The organism is Streptomyces shenzhenensis, assembly GCF_003688995.1.
Lineage (GTDB): Bacteria > Actinomycetota > Actinomycetes > Streptomycetales > Streptomycetaceae > Streptomyces > Streptomyces shenzhenensis_A.
This window is the reverse complement of record NZ_PENI01000007.1, coordinates 304,046-320,860: the sequence shown is the minus strand read 5'-3', so window position 1 is coordinate 320,860 and position 16,815 is coordinate 304,046. Positions and strand designations below refer to the sequence as shown.

Annotated in this window: 19 protein-coding genes; 12 read left to right on the top strand and 7 right to left on the bottom strand. The window is 72.9% G+C overall.

Annotation, left to right across the window (positions count from 1 at the left end):
• Together CTZ28_RS14965 and CTZ28_RS48260 are read right to left on the bottom strand one after the other, a co-directional pair.
• A partial coding sequence (locus CTZ28_RS14965) for a transposase family protein (RefSeq protein ID WP_147481150.1) occupies positions 1-196 on the bottom strand: 196 nt, incomplete at its 3' end.
• Positions 197-678: 482 nt separating this feature from the next.
• Complete coding sequence (locus CTZ28_RS48260; protein WP_310887609.1) at positions 679-1,140, bottom strand: ATP-binding protein; 462 nt, start codon at positions 1,138-1,140, stop codon at positions 679-681.
• A 594-nt stretch (positions 1,141-1,734) separates the two neighbouring features.
• Here CTZ28_RS48260 and CTZ28_RS14955 point away from each other — a divergent pair.
• The 3 genes from CTZ28_RS14955 (at position 1,735) to CTZ28_RS14945 (ending at position 3,733) form a co-directional block, all read left to right on the top strand.
• Positions 1,735-2,610 (top strand): helix-turn-helix domain-containing protein, encoded by an 876-nt coding sequence (locus CTZ28_RS14955; RefSeq protein ID WP_121889836.1) that lies wholly within the window; start codon positions 1,735-1,737, stop codon positions 2,608-2,610.
• A 25-nt stretch (positions 2,611-2,635) separates the two neighbouring features.
• On the top strand, positions 2,636-2,848 hold the full coding sequence (locus tag CTZ28_RS14950) for a DUF397 domain-containing protein (protein WP_121889880.1): 213 nt from the start codon (positions 2,636-2,638) through the stop codon (positions 2,846-2,848).
• Positions 2,849-2,917: 69 nt separating this feature from the next.
• Positions 2,918-3,733: an SAM-dependent methyltransferase gene (locus tag CTZ28_RS14945; RefSeq protein ID WP_121889835.1), complete on the top strand. Its 816-nt coding sequence runs from the start codon at positions 2,918-2,920 to the stop codon at positions 3,731-3,733.
• Positions 3,734-3,814: 81 nt separating this feature from the next.
• Here CTZ28_RS14945 and CTZ28_RS14940 read toward each other — a convergent pair whose 3' ends face one another.
• Entirely contained in the window at positions 3,815-5,011 is a 1,197-nt protein-coding gene (locus tag CTZ28_RS14940; protein WP_121889834.1) for a PP2C family protein-serine/threonine phosphatase, read from the bottom strand.
• 71 nt (positions 5,012-5,082) lie between these two features.
• Positions 5,083-6,021 carry a hypothetical protein gene (locus tag CTZ28_RS14935; protein WP_121889833.1) on the bottom strand — a complete coding sequence of 313 codons (939 nt, stop codon included), beginning with the start codon at positions 6,019-6,021 and terminating at the stop codon, positions 5,083-5,085.
• Positions 6,022-6,214: 193 nt separating this feature from the next.
• Between CTZ28_RS14935 and CTZ28_RS14930 the strand changes: the two genes are divergently transcribed.
• From CTZ28_RS14930 to CTZ28_RS14920, 3 genes are all read left to right on the top strand, one after another.
• The gene (locus tag CTZ28_RS14930; protein ID WP_121889832.1) at positions 6,215-8,467 is read left to right on the top strand and encodes a heavy metal translocating P-type ATPase; all 2,253 of its coding nucleotides are present in this window, start codon (positions 6,215-6,217) and stop codon (positions 8,465-8,467) included.
• 232 nt (positions 8,468-8,699) lie between these two features.
• Positions 8,700-9,356 (top strand): hypothetical protein, encoded by a 657-nt coding sequence (locus tag CTZ28_RS14925; protein ID WP_121889831.1) that lies wholly within the window; start codon positions 8,700-8,702, stop codon positions 9,354-9,356.
• 112 nt (positions 9,357-9,468) lie between these two features.
• Complete coding sequence (locus CTZ28_RS14920; RefSeq protein ID WP_121889830.1) at positions 9,469-9,924, top strand: tellurite resistance TerB family protein; 456 nt, start codon at positions 9,469-9,471, stop codon at positions 9,922-9,924.
• 67 nt (positions 9,925-9,991) lie between these two features.
• On the opposite strand, the gene CTZ28_RS14915 is transcribed toward CTZ28_RS14920, so the two are convergent.
• Positions 9,992-10,933, bottom strand: coding sequence for a M56 family metallopeptidase (locus CTZ28_RS14915; RefSeq protein WP_121889829.1), 942 nt, complete (start codon positions 10,931-10,933; stop codon positions 9,992-9,994).
• Between the two features lie 4 nt (positions 10,934-10,937).
• Entirely contained in the window at positions 10,938-11,321 is a 384-nt protein-coding gene (locus CTZ28_RS14910; RefSeq protein WP_121889828.1) for a BlaI/MecI/CopY family transcriptional regulator, read from the bottom strand.
• 273 nt (positions 11,322-11,594) lie between these two features.
• Between CTZ28_RS14910 and CTZ28_RS14905 the strand changes: the two genes are divergently transcribed.
• The 5 genes from CTZ28_RS14905 (at position 11,595) to CTZ28_RS14880 (ending at position 15,583) form a co-directional block, all read left to right on the top strand.
• Positions 11,595-12,170 (top strand): TerD family protein, encoded by a 576-nt coding sequence (locus CTZ28_RS14905; RefSeq protein WP_121889827.1) that lies wholly within the window; start codon positions 11,595-11,597, stop codon positions 12,168-12,170.
• Positions 12,171-12,285: 115 nt separating this feature from the next.
• Positions 12,286-12,894, top strand: coding sequence for a hypothetical protein (locus CTZ28_RS14900; protein ID WP_121889826.1), 609 nt, complete (start codon positions 12,286-12,288; stop codon positions 12,892-12,894).
• Between the two features lie 40 nt (positions 12,895-12,934).
• A complete protein-coding gene (locus CTZ28_RS14895; protein ID WP_121889825.1) occupies positions 12,935-13,519 on the top strand; it encodes a TerD family protein in 585 nt (194 codons plus the stop codon).
• Positions 13,520-13,628: 109 nt separating this feature from the next.
• The gene (locus tag CTZ28_RS49280; RefSeq protein WP_121889824.1) at positions 13,629-14,774 is read left to right on the top strand and encodes a TerD family protein; all 1,146 of its coding nucleotides are present in this window, start codon (positions 13,629-13,631) and stop codon (positions 14,772-14,774) included.
• A gap of 131 nt (positions 14,775-14,905) precedes the next feature.
• Positions 14,906-15,583: a lytic transglycosylase domain-containing protein gene (locus CTZ28_RS14880; RefSeq protein ID WP_183154403.1), complete on the top strand. Its 678-nt coding sequence runs from the start codon at positions 14,906-14,908 to the stop codon at positions 15,581-15,583.
• A 32-nt stretch (positions 15,584-15,615) separates the two neighbouring features.
• Here CTZ28_RS14880 and CTZ28_RS14875 read toward each other — a convergent pair whose 3' ends face one another.
• Positions 15,616-15,837 (bottom strand): twin-arginine translocase TatA/TatE family subunit, encoded by a 222-nt coding sequence (locus tag CTZ28_RS14875; RefSeq protein WP_121889823.1) that lies wholly within the window; start codon positions 15,835-15,837, stop codon positions 15,616-15,618.
• A gap of 528 nt (positions 15,838-16,365) precedes the next feature.
• On the opposite strand from CTZ28_RS14875, the gene CTZ28_RS14870 reads away from it, so the two are divergent.
• On the top strand, positions 16,366-16,752 hold the full coding sequence (locus CTZ28_RS14870; protein WP_398655955.1) for a cold shock domain-containing protein: 387 nt from the start codon (positions 16,366-16,368) through the stop codon (positions 16,750-16,752).
• Positions 16,753-16,815: the final 63 nt, after the last annotated feature.

The window sequence follows — 16,815 nt, the reverse complement described above, 5'->3', positions numbered from 1 at the left end:
TCACCGTGGGCCAGGACAGGCCCAGGTCCCGGGACGCCTGGACGACCGTGGAACCCGCGTCGCGCACCCGCCGCCCGGCCGCACTGCGCAGCCGCTCGGTGATCCTCGCCCCGGCCGGAACCTGGCGTACCTGCTCGGTGAAGGTCCGGCGCGGACAGGACGGCTCGGTGCAGTACCAGCAGCGCTTACGCCACACCAGCTCCAGCCCGGCGCCTCGCCGTAGGGCAGATCGTGCGGGCGGGTCTGTACGAAGCCCTTGGCATGTAAGGCGAATACCCCGCAGGAGGGGCAGGCCCGAGCCGCCTCGTCTGCGGTGGTCAGGTGCACCCGCAGGGTGCCGTCCGCGAGCCGCTCAACCTTCCGAACGGCCAAGCCGTCCAGGTCGAGCAGCAACGTCGTATTGTTGTCCAAGCACGTGTGTCCAGGTGATTAAGCTGCGTAGAGAACAGTCATGATCACCCACGACCACGGGCTTCCTGCATCAAGAGTCCAACTCATCTCCCGCTGACCGCCAGTGACGGTGCGGCAGGCTGCCCGAAGTCACACCCCGCTCAATTTCGAAGGCCCGGCTTGGGGCGGGTGGGCGTCCAGGACGGGTCGGCGGCGCGGGCGGGTACCGTGTCGTGGTCCGGGCCGCACGACGGGGCGGCCCGGCGGGCGTGGTGCCGTGCGCGCGGGTCAGGGCTGGGGGAACAACGGTCCATGGGCTGAACGTCCTTCGGCCGAGTGGGGGGTGGGCCGGTCGGGATGGGGGGCCGCCGACGGGGCGGCGTCCGCGTCCGCCGCCAGCTCGGCCCAGACGACGCGTCCGGACCGGTGGGTGCCGGTGACCCCCCAGTCGCGGCTGAGCGCCTCGACCAGGAGGAGTCCGCGTCCGCTCTGGTCGTCGGGGTCCGGCCGGCGGGGCGTCGGCAGCGCGGCGGCCCGGTTCTGGTCCTCGACCTCGATGCGGAGCCGGCCCGCGGCGCTGTGCAGCCGGCAGGCGATCCGTTCGCTGGCCGAGTGGGTGACCGCGTTGGTGACCAGCTCCGAGGTCACGACGGCCGCGTTGTCCCGTACCTCCTCGCCGGTGCCCCAGCTGGTCAGCAGCGCGCGCACGGTCCTGCGGGCCGCGCCGACCGACGCCGGGGTCGCGGGCAGGTCGAACGCGTGGGCACGGCGGGGCGGTTGAGCCCCGGAGGCGAGTGGGTCGAGGCCGTCAGGCCCAGGGAGTCGACCGGCATGCTCGCCTCCGGGTGGTCTGGTGGAGCTCGCCGACTGCGGCGAGCGATGCGGCCACTGGACCGCGCGCGGGCTCGCGGACCTCTCGCCGCCCGGCAGCAGCGCCGGCCGCCAAGTCCCCGCCGGCGCACCGGAGGACCGGTCGTCGGGCAGTCGGTCCAGTGGCTGGGGGAGAGAGGGCGGAGTCATCGCCGTACGCCTTTCGTCCGGCCTCGCCGAGTGGGGGGCTGTCGGTCTCGCGTCGGTCGGCCGTCCGGAACGGGAGGGCGGCAACACACGCCTGTAGGCGTCCGGTTGCAGCCCAATCTCCCCCAACTGGGCTGTTTCGCCCGCTCATTCGGTGAGCCGAGTCAGTGAGTCCACTCTGACATCTGCCAACATCCGCTCGCAACCAGCAAGTTGAAATTTGCAACTGGTCGCGTGCATGCTGCTTGCGTCAACAAGTGATCGAATGCGGCGCCGGAATCGACCGCGTGAGACGGTGACCCTGGAACCTGGTGCGAGGGGGTAAGCGTGACCGCGGAGACCGACTGGGGCGGCGCCCCTTCCGTCCTTCGCATGATTCTCGGCCGGCAGCTGGAGGAACTGCGCAACCGGGCCGGTCTGACCTACGAGCAGGCGGCCGAGGCCATCGGAGTGAGTCACTCCACCATCCGCCGGATGGAGGCCGCCAAGGTGGCCCGGCTGCGGCTGGCCGACGCCGAGAAGCTGCTGCAGACCTACGGCGTGCGGGACCGGCAGGAGATAGACACCTTCCTGCAGTCCGTGCGCGAGGCCAACAAGCGCGGCTGGTGGCACACGTACCGCGACGTCATGCCGGACTGGTTCGCCGCGTATCTGAGCCTGGAACAGGCCGCACTGCAGATCCGCGCGTACGAGAACGAGTTCGTCCACGGGCTGCTCCAGACGCCGGAGTACGCGCGCGCCCTGCTGGGCGCCGGCAATCCGCACGCGCCGGCGGAGGCCACGGAGCGGCGGGTCGCGCTGCGCATGCGCCGGCAGGAGCTCCTCACGCGTGCGGAGCCGCCGCGGGTGTGGGTCGTGATGGACGAGACGGTGCTGCGCTGGCCGGTCGGCGGCTCCGCCGTGATGCGCGCGCAGATCGACCATCTGATCGAGGTCAACCGGCTGCCGCAGGTGACCCTCCAGATCATGCCGTTCGCCAACGGCCCGCATCCCGCCATGCGGGCCGGGGCCTACCACCTCTTCCGGTTCCGGGCACCCGAACTCCCCGACATCGTCTACCTCAACGGCCTGGTCGGCGCCGTCTACCTGGACAAGAGCGACGACGTCGTGGTGTACCGCGAGTCCCTGGACCGGTTGGGCGCCCAGGCGGCGCCCGCCAGGAAGACCGAGGCCGTCCTCGGTGCGATACGCAAGGAGCTCTGACGTGCACCACCCCATACACAACGGCATGCCATCCCTGGACCTCGGCGCGCGCGGCTGGACCAAGCCGTGGAGCGACGACGCCGGCGGCGCCTGCGTGGAAGTGAAGAAGCTCGCCGACGGGCGCGTCGCCGTGCGACAGTCGACCGATCCCGGCGGTCCGGCGCTGGTTTTCACCACCCGAGAAATGACCAGTTTCCTGACAGGTGTGAAGTCGGGTGACGCCGACTTCCTCCTGTGAACCACCTTGCTATCGCTTGCTTGCTCCACCGACCCCTGCTGCACCCCGACTGGAATGGGAGACACGGCGTTGCCCGACAACGGATGGCCGGCCGACCGTATCGACACCGAGAACGCTCACTCCGCACGGATCTATGACTACATCCTGGGCGGAAAGGACTACTACCCCGCTGACAAGGAAGCGGGCGACGCCATGGCGCAGGAGTGGCCCGCCCTGCCCATCCATATGCGTGCCAACCGGGACTGGATGAACCGGGCCGTGCGCTGGCTCGCCGAAGAGGCGGGCATGCGCCAGTTCCTGGACGTCGGCACCGGCATCCCCACCTCGCCGAACCTGCACGAGATCGCCCAGGCGGTGGCCCCGGAGTCGCGGGTCGTCTACGTGGACAACGACCCGATCGTCCTCACCCTCTCCCAGGGGCTGCTGGCCAGCGCCCCCGAGGGCAGGACGGCGTACATCGAGGCCGACTTCCGCGACCCGGCGGCCATCCTGGACGCTCCGGAGCTGCGCGAGACCCTCGATCTCGGCAAGCCGGTGGCGCTCACGGTGATCGCCATCGTCCACTTCATGCTCGACGAGGACGACGCGGTCGGTGTCGTGCGCCGCCTCCTGGAGCCGCTGCCCTCCGGCAGCTACCTGGCGATGTCCATCGGCACCGCCGAGTTCGCGCCGGAGGAGGTGGGCCGGGTCTCCCGCGAGTACGCGGCCCGCAACATGCCGATGCGGCTGCGCACGATCGACGAGGCCCACGAGTTCTTCGAGGGCCTCGACCTGGTCGAGCCGGGCATAGTCCAGGTCCACAAGTGGTATCCGGACGGCACGGGCGACAAGGACATCCGCGACGAGGACATCGCGATGTACGGAGCGGTGGCCCGCAAGCCGTGACCCACCGGGGCCGGGACTCATCGGGTCCCGGCCCGATCCGCACTCTCCGGTGCCGGTCGGCCGCGGAGAGTGCGGTCCCGGTCAGCCGGTGGTGGGGTCGGGACCGGTGCTCTGGTGGAATGCGCCTGTGTCGATGATCCGGACGTGCTGCCGCCCGCGGGCCGTGGAGGTGCGGTGCAGGGCGACCACGGCCGCGTCGTCGTCCAGACGTCCGCCGGTGTGGGCGACCAGATCGCGCTGCACGTGCTGGACGAGGGTGTCCGGCGGTGCGTCGCACCACCGGGCCACCCGCTCGGCCAGCGGGTAGAAGCGGCCGTCGGCGTCGCGGGCCTCGATGACGCCGTCGGTGTAGAGCAGCAGGGTGTCGCCCGGCTCGAACGGGATCTCGTCCAGCTCGCGGCCGGCCGGCCCGGGCTCCAGCCCGATTCCCTGGACCCCGAGGGGCGGCGAGGGATGCAGGGTCGGGACCGTGACCCTGCGGCCCTGGCACAGCAGCAGGGGCGGCGGATGGCCGCAGGTGGCCATCCGGACCACCGGGTAACCGTCGGGGATCTCCACCAGCAGGGCGGTGGCGAACCGCTCGCCGGCCTCCTCCGGCGGCTCGAAGTCGGCCGCGTAGCGCTGGACGCTCTGCTCCAGGGACTCGGCCAGGTCCGTCAGCACGGGGCGCCGGTGTGCGGCCTCGCGGAAGGCACCGAGCAGGGTGGCCGCCTCCCCGATCGCGGACAGTCCTTTGCCGCGTACGTCACCGATCAGCACACGTACCCCGCCGAACGCGCGGGTGGCCGCGTACAGGTCGCCGCCGATCTGGGCCTCGTCCTCGGCGGCCAGGTACAGGGAGGCGATCCGCAGCAGCCCCATCCGCTCCGGCAGCGGCCACATCAGGACGTGCTGGGCGGCCTCGGCCACGGAGCGGACCCGGACCAGCTGCGCATGGCGCCGGTCCCGGATCGCGCAGTAGATCACGACCAGCACCGACAGCACCGTGAGGGTGATGAGCTGCACGATGCGGTTGGCGGTGGCCAGCTCGCCGTGCAGCAGCCCGATGAGGCCCTGGGCCACCACGGTCAGCGCCCCGATCGCCGCCGTCGTGCGCGGGCCGGCGAAGGACGCGGTGAGCGCCGGGGCGATGACCAGCGCGGAGGCCAGATGGAAGTCCTCGGGTGAGTGGACCTCCACCCCGGTGATCACGGCGATGAGCGCGAGCGGAAGGAGCAGCAGCGCCTGACTCGACTGCCATGGCTGCCCGAGACCCGCGACGACCTGCCGGTCACCCATGACATCCAGCGTGCCCCACCCCGCGGCGGTCGGCCATCCCTTGCCCGGTGCCGCGGGCCCGGAGCCCGGGATCAGTGCCCGTGCTCCGCCGTCGCCCCGGGCCGCGCCGTCCCCTGGCCGGCCCCGTCGGACCCGGCCGTCACCGTGAACGCCGCGGTCCGGACCACTCCGGCGTGCCGGAAGTCCAGGAAGAGGCGGTAGGTGCCGGCGCTCTGCGCCGTCGCCGTGAAGGAGATCTCCGGCCTGGGCCGGGTCACGCCGTCCCCGGGCTCGCCGTTCGGATGCACATGCAGATAGGCGAGATCGCCGGACCGCAGCGCGACCAGATGGCCGTACGCCCCCAGATACGGCTGGAGGTCGCGTACGGGCCTGCCGTCCGCGGCCACCGCCGGCCGCAGCTCGCTCGGCCTGCCCGGCGTGAGAGCGCCGTGCAGCGTCACCTCGTAGCCGTCCACGCGGGCGGTGCGGCTCGGGGCCGGGGTCCGCGCCGGTGTCTTCGGTCCGGTGGCCGTGAGGTCCGCGCCGAGGGTCAGCCCTGCGCCGCCGCGCGGGGTGAAGTCCGCGAAGACGCGATATCCCGTCGCCTCCGGCAGCTCGACGGGGCCCGACCAGGTGCCGTCGGCCGCGCGGACGGGGTGCAGATGCCGGAAGACGGTCAGGTCCCGCGAGGCGACGATCAGGTGCAGCTCCTTGCCGTGCTCCCGGTCGTACGCGGTGACCGCACGGCCCGTCGTGTTCTCGACGATCACGAACCGGAGGCTGCCGCCGCGGCCCGCCGCGACGGTCGGGGTCCGCAGGACGAGGGTGTATCCGCCCGCGGAGGCGTGCGGCCCGCCGGGCGGCGCCGCCTCCTGGCCCCGCTGTGCCGGGTCGTGGCCGCGCTCGTGCGCGGGGGCCGGCCGCCCGGGCTCGGGGGCGACCTCGCCGAGGCCGCTGCCCAGGCCGTAGGCGGTGCCGAAGGTCGCGGCGAGCGCGGCGGCGAAGACGGTGATCCGCAGTCCCGTGTGCATGGGTTCCTCCTGGTTCCACGGCCGCCCGCCCGGCGACCCGACTGCGCCCGAAGATACCCCCTAGGGGTATCAAGTCAAGTCCTTTCGGCCCTTGAGCCTAATACCCGGTGGGGGTATAGATTGGATCTCGTCGAAGTACCCCCATGGGGTATGAAGTGCACGGCGCCGCAGCCGACAGCTCGGAGGAACCGACATGACCACCCTCGCTTCCGGCGCCGCCGAGGTCGAACTCGCCATCGGCGGCATGACCTGCGCCTCGTGCGCCGCGCGGATCGAGAAGAAGCTCAACCGCATGGACGGTGTCCGGGCCACCGTCAACTACGCCACCGAGAAGGCCAAGGTCACCTTCGACGGCGGTGTGGCCGTCGCGGACCTCGTCGCCACCGTCGAGGCCACCGGCTACACGGCGCACGAGCCGCGCCCCGAACCCGCCGCCCCGGACGCCGGGGCCGGCCGCCCGGACGACGAACTGCGCACCCTGCGCCGGCGGCTGACCACCGCCGTCGTCCTCGCCGCGCCGGTGATCGCCATGGCGATGGTCCCGGCCCTGCAGTTCACGTACTGGCAGTGGCTGTCCCTCACCCTGGCGGCCCCCGTGGTGACGTACGCGGCCTGGCCCTTCCACCGCGCCGCCTGGACCAACGCCCGGCACGGTGCCGCCACCATGGACACGCTGATCTCGGTCGGTGTGTCGGCGGCCTTCCTGTGGTCCCTGTGGGCGCTGTTCCTCGGCACGGCCGGGATGCCCGGCATGACGCACCCCTTCGAGCTGACCATCGCCCGCACCGACGGGACCGGGAACATCTACCTGGAGGCGGCCGCCGGCGTGACGGCCTTCATCCTGGCCGGGCGGTACTTCGAGGCACGGTCCAAGCGGAAGGCGGGCGCCGCGCTCAAGGCGCTGCTGGAACTCGGCGCCAAGGAGGTCACCGTGCTCCGCGACGGCCGTGAACACCCGCTCCCCATAGGCGAGTTGCGGGCCGGTGACCGCTTCCTCGTGCGCCCGGGCGAGAAGATCGCCACCGACGGCACCGTGGTCGAGGGCGCATCCGCGGTGGACGCCTCCATGCTCACCGGCGAGTCCGTCCCGGTCGAGGCGGGCGTCGGGGACGCCGTCACCGGGGGCACCCTCAACGCCGGCGGACGCCTCGTCGTGCGGGCCACCCGGGTGGGGGCCGACACCCAACTCGCCCGCATGGCCAGGCTCGTCGAGGACGCCCAGAACGGCAAGGCGGCCGCGCAACGGCTCGCCGACCGGATCTCCGGTGTCTTCGTCCCCGTCGTGATCGCCCTGGCCGTGGCGACGCTCGGCTTCTGGCTCGGCAACGGCGCCGGACCGACCGCCGCCTTCACCGCCGCGGTCGCCGTCCTGATCATCGCCTGCCCGTGCGCCCTCGGGCTCGCCACCCCGACCGCACTGCTGGTGGGCACGGGCCGGGGCGCCCAGCTCGGCATCCTCATCAAGGGACCCGAGGTGCTGGAGAGCACCCGCAGGGCCGACACCGTCGTGCTCGACAAGACCGGCACCGTCACCACCGGAAGCATGACCCTGCGCGCCGTGCACCCGGCCGAGGGCACCGACGAGCACGACGTGCTGCGCCTCGCCGGCGCCCTGGAGCACGCCTCCGGGCACCCCGTGGCGCGGGCCGTCGCCACCGCCGCGGCGGACCGGACCGGACCGCTGCCCGCTCCGGAGGACTTCGCCGACGTCCCGGGCCGTGGCGTGCAGGGCGTGGTCGACGGGCACGCCGTCCTGGTCGGCAGGGAGCAGCTGCTCGCCGACTGGGCCATGGCCCTGCCGGAGGGGCTGCGGCGCGCGAAGGCGGCGGCCGAGGCGGCGGGCCGTACGGCCGTCGTGGTCGCCTGGGACGGGGAGGCCCGCGCGGTCCTCGAAGTCGCCGACGCCGTCAAGGACACCAGCCCGGAGGCGATCCGGCGCCTGCGCGGCCTCGGACTGACCCCGATCCTGCTCACCGGGGACAACCGTGCCGTGGCCGAGGCGGTCGCCGCCGAGGTCGGCATCGCGCCCGAGCACGTCATCGCCGAGGTGCTGCCGCAGGACAAGGTGGACGTCGTCAAGCGCCTCCAGGGCGAGGGCCGTTCGGTCGCCATGGTCGGCGACGGCGTCAACGACGCGGCGGCGCTGGCCCAGGCCGACCTGGGCCTGGCCATGGGTACCGGCACCGACGCGGCGATCGAGGCCGGCGATCTGACGCTCGTCCGCGGGGACCTGCGCGTCGCCGCCGACGCGATCCGGCTCGCCCGCCGCACGCTCGGCACCATCCGGTCCAACCTGTTCTGGGCGTTCGCCTACAACGTCGCCGCCCTGCCCCTTGCCGCGGCGGGCCTGCTCAACCCGATGATCGCCGGTGCGGCGATGGCCTTCTCCTCGGTCTTCGTGGTCGGCAACAGCCTCCGGCTGCGCCGGTTCCGGGTGGCCGCATAGCCGACCGGGCCGCACCGAGGATCCGGGCGGAGGCGGCGGCGGGTCCCGCTGCCGCCTCCGCCGGTGCACGCAAGTGGCGCGCCGGACCCATGGCCCCCACGTGGCCGTCCCCCGACGAGTTTTTAGAGGTTGCGCAATCCGGGAACCATTAGACTCGCCACTCCTCAGCCACAGTTCGGCAGGCCGCCGCGTACCTCGCGGGCGCCGCCGGCCTTCACACTTCGGGGGACACATGGCGGATCCCGCGCAGTCCGGTACGGAGCTCGGCGTCGTGTTCGAGCGGGTGCTCGCGCAAGCCCTGGGCTCCGGGCAGATCGCGGAGGCGCTGGCACGCCCCGGCGCGCCGCTCGACCGGGAGCGGCTGCACGCCCGGGCGTCGTCGGCCCGTACGGCCATCACGGCGGCGGCGGCCGTCGAGTACCAGGACTACCTCGCCGCGAGAGCGGCGGCCGCCGGGCGCGCCGGCCGCGCGCAGACCGAGGGCGACGCGGGGGCGACGCCGCGCCGCGCGGGCGGTCTCCTGGCCCTGTTCGCGGTGCTCGTGCCGAGCCTGTCGGCCGTGGCCGCCGCCGTCTTCCTGCTGTCCGGGTACGGCCTGCGCGCCGTCGGCGGCCGTCCCTACGTCGGCGACGGCCTGATCATGGCGGGGCTGCTCGCGGCAGCGGTGGCCGCCGGGGCGGCGATCGGCGATCTGATCTGGCTGTTGGCGACGGCGGTCCGCAACCGCTCCGGCGAGGAGCGCGGCACCCCGGCCGACGCCGACCCGGAGGTGGCCGCGGCGCGTGCGGCCTGGGAACTCGCCCTGCTGGAGCGGGGGATGACGCCGTTCCTGCTCGGCCGCATCGAGGAGGCGCGGATGCGGGAACGGGGTGACCGCGCCATCCGCTAGACCGGCACGGAGGGTGGTCGCCTGCTGCTATCTTCTACAGCACTGTAGAAGTAGGCGGCTGCCGGTGCGGCTTCGTGCGCGCTGCGGCGGCCCCGGAGCGAGGGAAGTCGACATGGCCCTGTGGGACCGCATCAAGGATTCGGCGTCGCAGATGCAGAATCAGCTGGTGGCGAAGAAGAACGACCTGAAGAGCGGTGCGTTCCGCGACGCGAGCATGGCGATGTGCGCCCTGGTGGCCGCGGCCGACGGGAAGATCGACCCGTCCGAGCGGCAGCGCGTCGCCCAGCTCATCTTCAGCAACGAGGTGCTGCAGAACTTCCCCGCGGACGACCTGCGGCGCCGTTTCGAGGAGAACCTGGACAAGCTGACCGCCGACTTCGACTTCGGCAAGGTCGGCGTGCTCCAGGAGATCGCCAAGGCGAAGAAGAAGCCCGCCGAGGCCCGCGCGGTGATCCAGATCGGCATCGTCATCGGCGGCGCCGACGGCGACTTCGACGCCACCGAGCGCGCCGTGGTCCGCGAGGCCTGCTTCGCACTGGGGCTGCCGCCCCACGAGTTCGACCTGTGAGCGAACGCCCTTGCGGCCGGATGCCACCGCGGCGGGCGGGTGCGCCGCCCGTCCGCCCCGGGCCGGGTCACAGGGGCGTGGCCGCGTGCAGGAGCAGCAGCAGCGTGACCGCCGAGTTGGCCGAGAACATCGCCGACAGCAGTGCCCCGGTCGCGGCGGTCCACAGGGCCAGGCCCACCGCGGTGAAGATGGGCGGCCACGCGCGCACGACGGGCGCCGGTCCGAGCAGGGCCGCGACCCGGCGGGGGAGCGGGCCCGGAGCCGCGAACGCGGCGACCCCGGCGAACGCCGTCGCGGGCGCGCCGTGGGTGACCAGTGCCGCCTTGCCGATCGCCCGGGCGACGGCCCGGCGGCTGCCCACGGCCTGAGCCGCCGCCTCGTCCGCCCAGCGCTCGGTCGTATAGGCCACGGCCGTCCGCAGCGGCCACAGGAAGGGGTTGGCGCAGGCGGCCAGCCGGACCAGCAGCAGATGACGGTGGTGGCCGGCCGCGAGGTGCGCGCGCTCGTGGGCGAACAGGGCCCGGCGCTCCCGCGGGGCGAGGCGGGTGAGCATGCCCGTCGAGACGACGACGCGGTCACGCGGACCGCCCGGCAGCGCGTAGGCGTACGGCTCGGCATCGGGCAGCACCGCCACCGCCGTACGCGGCAGTCCCGCCAGGGCCTGGTGGGCGCGGCGCAGTAACCGGTGGTGGTGCAGCAGGGCGCGCAGACCGCCGCCGACCACCGCGACCAGCGCGGGAATCGCGGCCTTGCCGACGATCTCGTGGTGCGGCACGCTCTCCCGCACCTCGGAGTCCGACCAGCCGTCCGGCAGCGGATTGCCGGGCAGTTGCGCGGTGCCGACCACCATCAGCAACGCCAGACACACCGTGCTGCACAGGGCCATGACGGAGGAGACACCGGTCAGCAGCAGCGTCGCGGTCCGTGGGTGCAGTCGCTGCTCGGCCAGGCGCGCGATCGGCCAGGCGGTCAGCGGCAGCACCAGCGGCAGGAAGACGAAGATCCCCATGCGGTCAGTCCTCGTCGCCGACCTGGTCCAGCAGCTCGCGCAGCAACTGCTCGTCGTCCTCCGGCAGCGCGGTGACGAAACTGGCCAGCACCGCCCTGCGGTCCCGCTCGCCGTCCAGGACCTTGTGCATCTTCAGCGCGGCGAGACCGGCCCCGTCCGCGGCGGGCAGCCACACGAACGAGCGGCCTTCGCGCCGGCGGGTGACGGCGTCCTTCGCCAGCAGCCGGGCCAGCACCGTCATCACGGTGGTGTAGGCCAGGTCGGCGGCCAGATGGTCCTGCACCCAGCCCGCCGTCACCGGGCCGCCGGCCTCGTGGAGCGCCGCGAGCACCTGTGTCTCCAACGCGCCCTGCGCCCGGCGCGGACGGCGCGGATCCGGCTTCGTCACGCGCTGTCTCCCTTCTGCTGCGCCCCGCCCGGCTCCTCGCCCCGGGGGCGTCACATCGTATAGAGCCAAGGGCCCCGGCCCGCTCCGAACGCGTGCCCGCGGCCCGATGCCGCCGGTGACGTCGCGTCGCATCGCGTCCTCGGCCCGTCGCGGAGCCAGGTGGCGCATTCGGTCGCGTCCGTACGCGCCCTCTCCGCGATTACTTCTACAGTGCTGTAGATTCTAGCTCGGGCCGTGGCACGGACCCGAGTCGACCGCATGGAGGAATGAAGCATGGGTGTTTCCCTGGCCAAGGGCGGCAATGTCTCGCTGAGCAAGGAGGCGCCGGGCCTGAGCGCCGTGCTCGTGGGGCTGGGCTGGGACGTACGGACCACCACCGGGGCCGACTTCGACCTCGACGCGTCCGCGCTGCTGCTGACCTCCGCGGGCAAGGTCCCCTCGAACCAGCACTTCGTCTTCTACAACAACTTGAAGAGCCCCGAGGGTTCGGTGGAGCACACCGGCGACAACCTCACCGGTGAGGGCGAGGGCGACGACGAGTCCGTCAAGGTCGACCTGGCCGCCGTGCCCGCCGAGGTGGAGCGGATCGTCTTCCCGGTCTCGATCCATGACGCCGAGTCGCGCGGCCAGAGCTTCGGGCAGGTCCGCAACGCCTTCATCCGCGTGGTGAACCAGGCGGGCGGCGCCGAGATCGCCCGGTACGACCTGTCCGAGGACGCCTCGACCGAGACCGCGATGGTCTTCGGCGAGCTGTACCGCAACGGCGCCGAGTGGAAGTTCCGCGCGGTCGGCCAGGGCTACGCCGCGGGCCTCGCGGGCATCGCCGCAGACTTCGGAGTCGATGTCTGACAGGGCGAGGCACACCGAAGACCCGTGTGAGGGCCGCGCCCCCGGCCCTCACACGCCGGCACTGCCGACGGAGGACCCGCGCCGAGCGGGCCCTCGTGGCGCCCGGGGGACGGGCGTGAGCGGCGTGCCGGGCCTGGGTCCGGGAGACCGGGCGGACTTCGAGCAGGTGCTCCGGGCGGCCCTGGAGACCGCGGAGATCCGCTCGGCCCTGAGCGCCGATCCCACCGGCGGGGCGGCGGCCCGGCTGCGGGCGTGGGCGCTGGCGGCGGACACCGAGATCGCCGCCGCGGCCCACGACGAGTACCGCGCCTACACGGCCGCCCGCGCCACGGCCGGCCGCCGGACGCCACCGGCCGCGGGCGGCCCACCCGCTGGCTCCGGGCTGCCGCCGGCCGTGCTGCTGCCCTCGATCTCCGCCGTCTCCGCGGCCGTTCTCCTGCTCATCGGATACGGGCTGCTCCTCACCGGCACGGCCCTCGGGTTCGCCGGCTCGGTCCGCTCAGCGGGCTGGGTGCTCGCCGTGGTCGCGGTGGCCGCCGCGGCGGTCGGCCTGCCGGCGCTGCCCCGGGCGGTCCCGGACCGGGCCGGCGAACCGGACGGAGCGCGCGGGCCGGTGAGCGCGGCCGACGTCGCGCGGGCCCGGCGGCGGTGGCACCGGGCCCTCCTGGAACGCGGTGTCCTGCCCTATCTGCGCCGTCGGCTGCCCGATTCCCTCGCCCCCTAGACCTCCCTCGAACACCCCGCGAAAGAAAGCGAGACGACGTATGTCGGTCAATCTGAGCAAGGGTCAGCAGATCAGTCTGAGCAAGTCCGACGGCACCGCGCTGAACGCCGTCCGGATGGGGCTCGGCTGGCAGGCCGCCCAGCGCAAGGGGTTCCTGGCCAAGCTGGCCGGTCCCCGGGACATCGATCTGGACGCCTCCGCGCTGCTCTTCGCCGGCGAGCAGCTCGCCGACGTCGCCTTCTTCCAGCATCTGACCAGCGACGACGGATCCGTGCGGCACCTGGGCGACAACCTCACCGGCGGCAGCGGCGCCGGCGACGACGACGAGGTCATCCTCGTCGACCTCGGCCGCGTCCCCGCGCACATCGACCAGATCGTCCTCACGGTCAACTCGTTCACCGGACAGACCTTCGCCGAGGTGCAGAACGCGTTCTGCCGCCTCGTCGACGAGAACACCGGGCAGGAACTGGCCCGTTACACCCTCAGCGGCGGCGGCACGCACACCGCCCAGATCATGGCCAAGCTGTACCGCGGGACGGGCGGCTGGCAGCTGAAGGCCATCGGGGAGCCCGCGGCCGGCCGGACGTTCCAGGACCTGCTGCCCACCATCGTCGGCCACCTCTGATCAGACGCATGCGGTTACTTCATTTATTGCGCAATCGGGGAACTGTAAGAGCTGGGCTCGCGTTGATCACGACGAACACAGGATGCGGAAGCAGCAGCGGAGGACATGCATGAGTGTGCCCCTGACCAAGGGCGGCAACGTGGCACTGGGCCGGCAGGCCCCGGGCCTGACCGCGGTGACGGTCGGCCTGGGCTGGCAGGCGAACACGGGCTACGACCTGGACGCCAGCGCGCTCCTGTGCGACGCGTCGGGCAAGGTGCTGTCCGACGAGTACTTCGTCTTCTTCAACAACCTGAACAGCCCCGACGGTTCGGTCCGGCACTCCGGTGGCGGCGGCCCGATGGGCGCGGACGACCAGCAGATCCACGTCGACCTCGATCGCGTCCCGGCGAAGGTGACGAAGATCGTCTTCCCGGTCTCCCTCTACGAGGGCGCGGCCCGCGGCCAGTCCTTCGGGCAGGTCCACCGGGCGCACATCCGCGTGCTCGACCGGCACGGCGGCGCCGAACTGGCCCGCTACGACCTCGCCGCCGGCGGTCTGTCGAACGAGACCGCGCTGGTCTTCGGCGAGTTGTACCGGCACGGCACCGAGTGGAAGTTCCGCGCGATCGGACAGGGGTACGCCGCCGGGCTCGCGGGCATCGCCGCCGACTACGGCGTGGACGTCCTGCGCGAGCCGGAGCCCGGCCCGGATCCCGTCACGCCGCCGCCGGCGAGCACGACCGCGTACCTGCCGCCGCCCGCCGCCGCGGCTCCGCCCGTGTCCGTGCCGCCGTCCGCGCCCGTGGTGCCGACGCCGACCCTCGTCTCCACGCCCGCCCCGGCATACCCCGGCTCACCCCAACCCTCAGGGAGTTCCCCCGTGACGTGCTTCTTCGACCCCGACCACGGTCCCGGCGCGACGATGGTGACCTGGTCCCCGCAGTGGGGTGTGCCGCGCCCGGTCCAGGCGTGCGGCGGCTGCGCGCAGCGGGTGCAGACCACGGCGCCGCCGTACTACACGCCGCCCCAGCCGGGGTATCCGCAGCCGATGCAGCAGGGCTACCCGCAGCAGGGGTATCCGCAACAGGGCTACCCCCAGCAGGGTTACCCGGCCCCGCACGGCGACCAACAGCAGCAGGGCGGACGCCGCTTCGGCACCGGCGCGCTCATCGGCGCGGGCGCGGCGGGCCTGGTCGGCGGCGCCCTGCTGAACGAGGCACTCTCCGACGACGAACCCGAGGTCGTGGTCAACAACTACTACGAGGAGGAGTGACCGCCCGGTCCCGCCGCGGCACCGCGGCGCGGCGGGACCGTACGGGGCCGCACGGCGCAGCCTCACAGGGGTCTTAGTCCCGGTGCGGTACAAGGGTGCTGGCGAGGGAGGGATGCGAGAGAGGACGGGACATGTCCGATTCCCGGGTGCCGGGACGCTGGCGCTGGCTGCCCGTGCTCGTCTTCGCCCTCGCGGTGTATGTCATCGTGCGCGCCGCCAACACCCCGCAGGGCGACACCCCGCCGCCCGCGGGGTCGTCCGCCACCCCCTCGCCGACACCGACCGGCCGGCCCTCGGCCACCGCGTCCGCGGCGGCGGCGTCCTCCTACGACCCCGCCGACTACGCTCCCCAGGCCCGCGACTGGGCCCGGCGCACTGGCGTCAGCGCCCAGCTGCTGATGGCGATCCTCTACAACGAGGCGTACAAGCCGCACGATCCGGGCCTGGAACGGGCCTGGCAGAAGTACAAGCCGGACGCCTCCTTCGGCATCGCGAACATGCACCGCGCCGCCTTCGACGAGACCAAGAAGGGCCGGGACTTCGCGGACCGCCGATGGGAGGAGCTGCCCGACGACCGGGACCTCGCCATAGAGGCCGAGGCCTGGCATCTGCACGACCTGGCCGCCCAGCTCCCCGACCGGTGGGCCGCCGCCTACGACAGGAACGAACTGCTGGCCCTGGGCTACAACACGGGCGCCGGCAACATGCTGGCCTTCGCCCGGGGCACGCCGCCCGGCAGCCAGGCCCGGGCCTACCTCGACAAGCTGCACGCCAACTGGGCGAAGGCGGGCCGGGCGGTCGGCGCCTGACGCGCCGGCGTGCGGGCCGGCGCGGGGCGCCGTCAGGTGCGGGGTGAACCGTCCCGGTCGACCACGGTGCCGCTGACCACGTTCCCGGCGGCGGGCGAGCCGCCCGGCGCGTCCTGTTCCTTGAGTGCCTTGGCCTCGCTCTTGAAGATCCGGGCCGCCTTGCCCGCCGAACGCGTCAGCTCGGGCAGCTTCTTGATGCCCAGGACCACGATGACGACGATGAGGATCACGGCCAGTTCGCTCAAGCCGAACATCAGAAAAGCCCTCCCGGTGGCGAAGCCGACCGGCACGGCGTACCGGCGACATCCGCAATCTACACTGTTGTAGAAGTCTCCCCCGGAGAGAGAACGTTCAACAAGCCCACCTCACGAAGCCGCACGCCGCGCCCACCCGGGCGGGCGGACTGCTGCACCGCACCCGGAGCGGCCGGACACGCGCCGCCTGCCCGTCGCCCGGGCACGCCGCCCTGGTGGCGCTCACTGCGGCCGTCGCTCTCGCCGCGTTCCTCGCGCGGGTGCGTCTCCCGCTCGACGAGCGGATCCCGGTCCTGGACTTCCTCCAGGTCGAGCCCGCCCGGGTACCGCAGTACGTGGCTTGCTTCGCGCTCGGTGCGCTCGCCCACCGGCGCGCCCGGCCGGAGCGATTCGCCGCTCGCACCGGGTGGGGTGAACCGCGTGGTCACCGTCGGATGAAGGGGATCGGGGCAGCTGCTAGACTCGCGCGCTGATTCGTTCGGGCAGGTGGCCCGGGTTGTCTGGGGGTTTGGTGTGGCAGCAGGCCGTGTGGTGAGGTTCGACAGCGTTCGCGGATACGGGTTCATCGCCCCGGAACACGGGGACGAGGACGTCTTTCTGCATGTGAACGACCTTCTTATCCCCGAGTCCATGGTGCGGACCGGGCTCGAGGTCGAGTTCGAGGTCGAGGAGGGCGAGCGGGGCCCCAAGGCGTCGTCGATCCGGCTGGCACCGGGGGCGACACCACGGGCCGGGTCCGCGTCGGGGTCCGTCGGTGACGATTCGCTCTGCGACGTGCTGCAGACGGTCGAGTTCACCACCGAGATCACGGAGCTTCTGCTGCAGGCGGCGCCGACCCTGACGGGTCAGCAGATCGTGCAGATCCGCCGCGAGTTCCTCCAGTTCGCCAAGAAGCACGGCTGGACCGAGGACTGACCCGCCCGCCCCGCGACGGACGCCGGGTGTGCCGTTCGGGCGTGTTCCGGTGGCGGCGCGGGG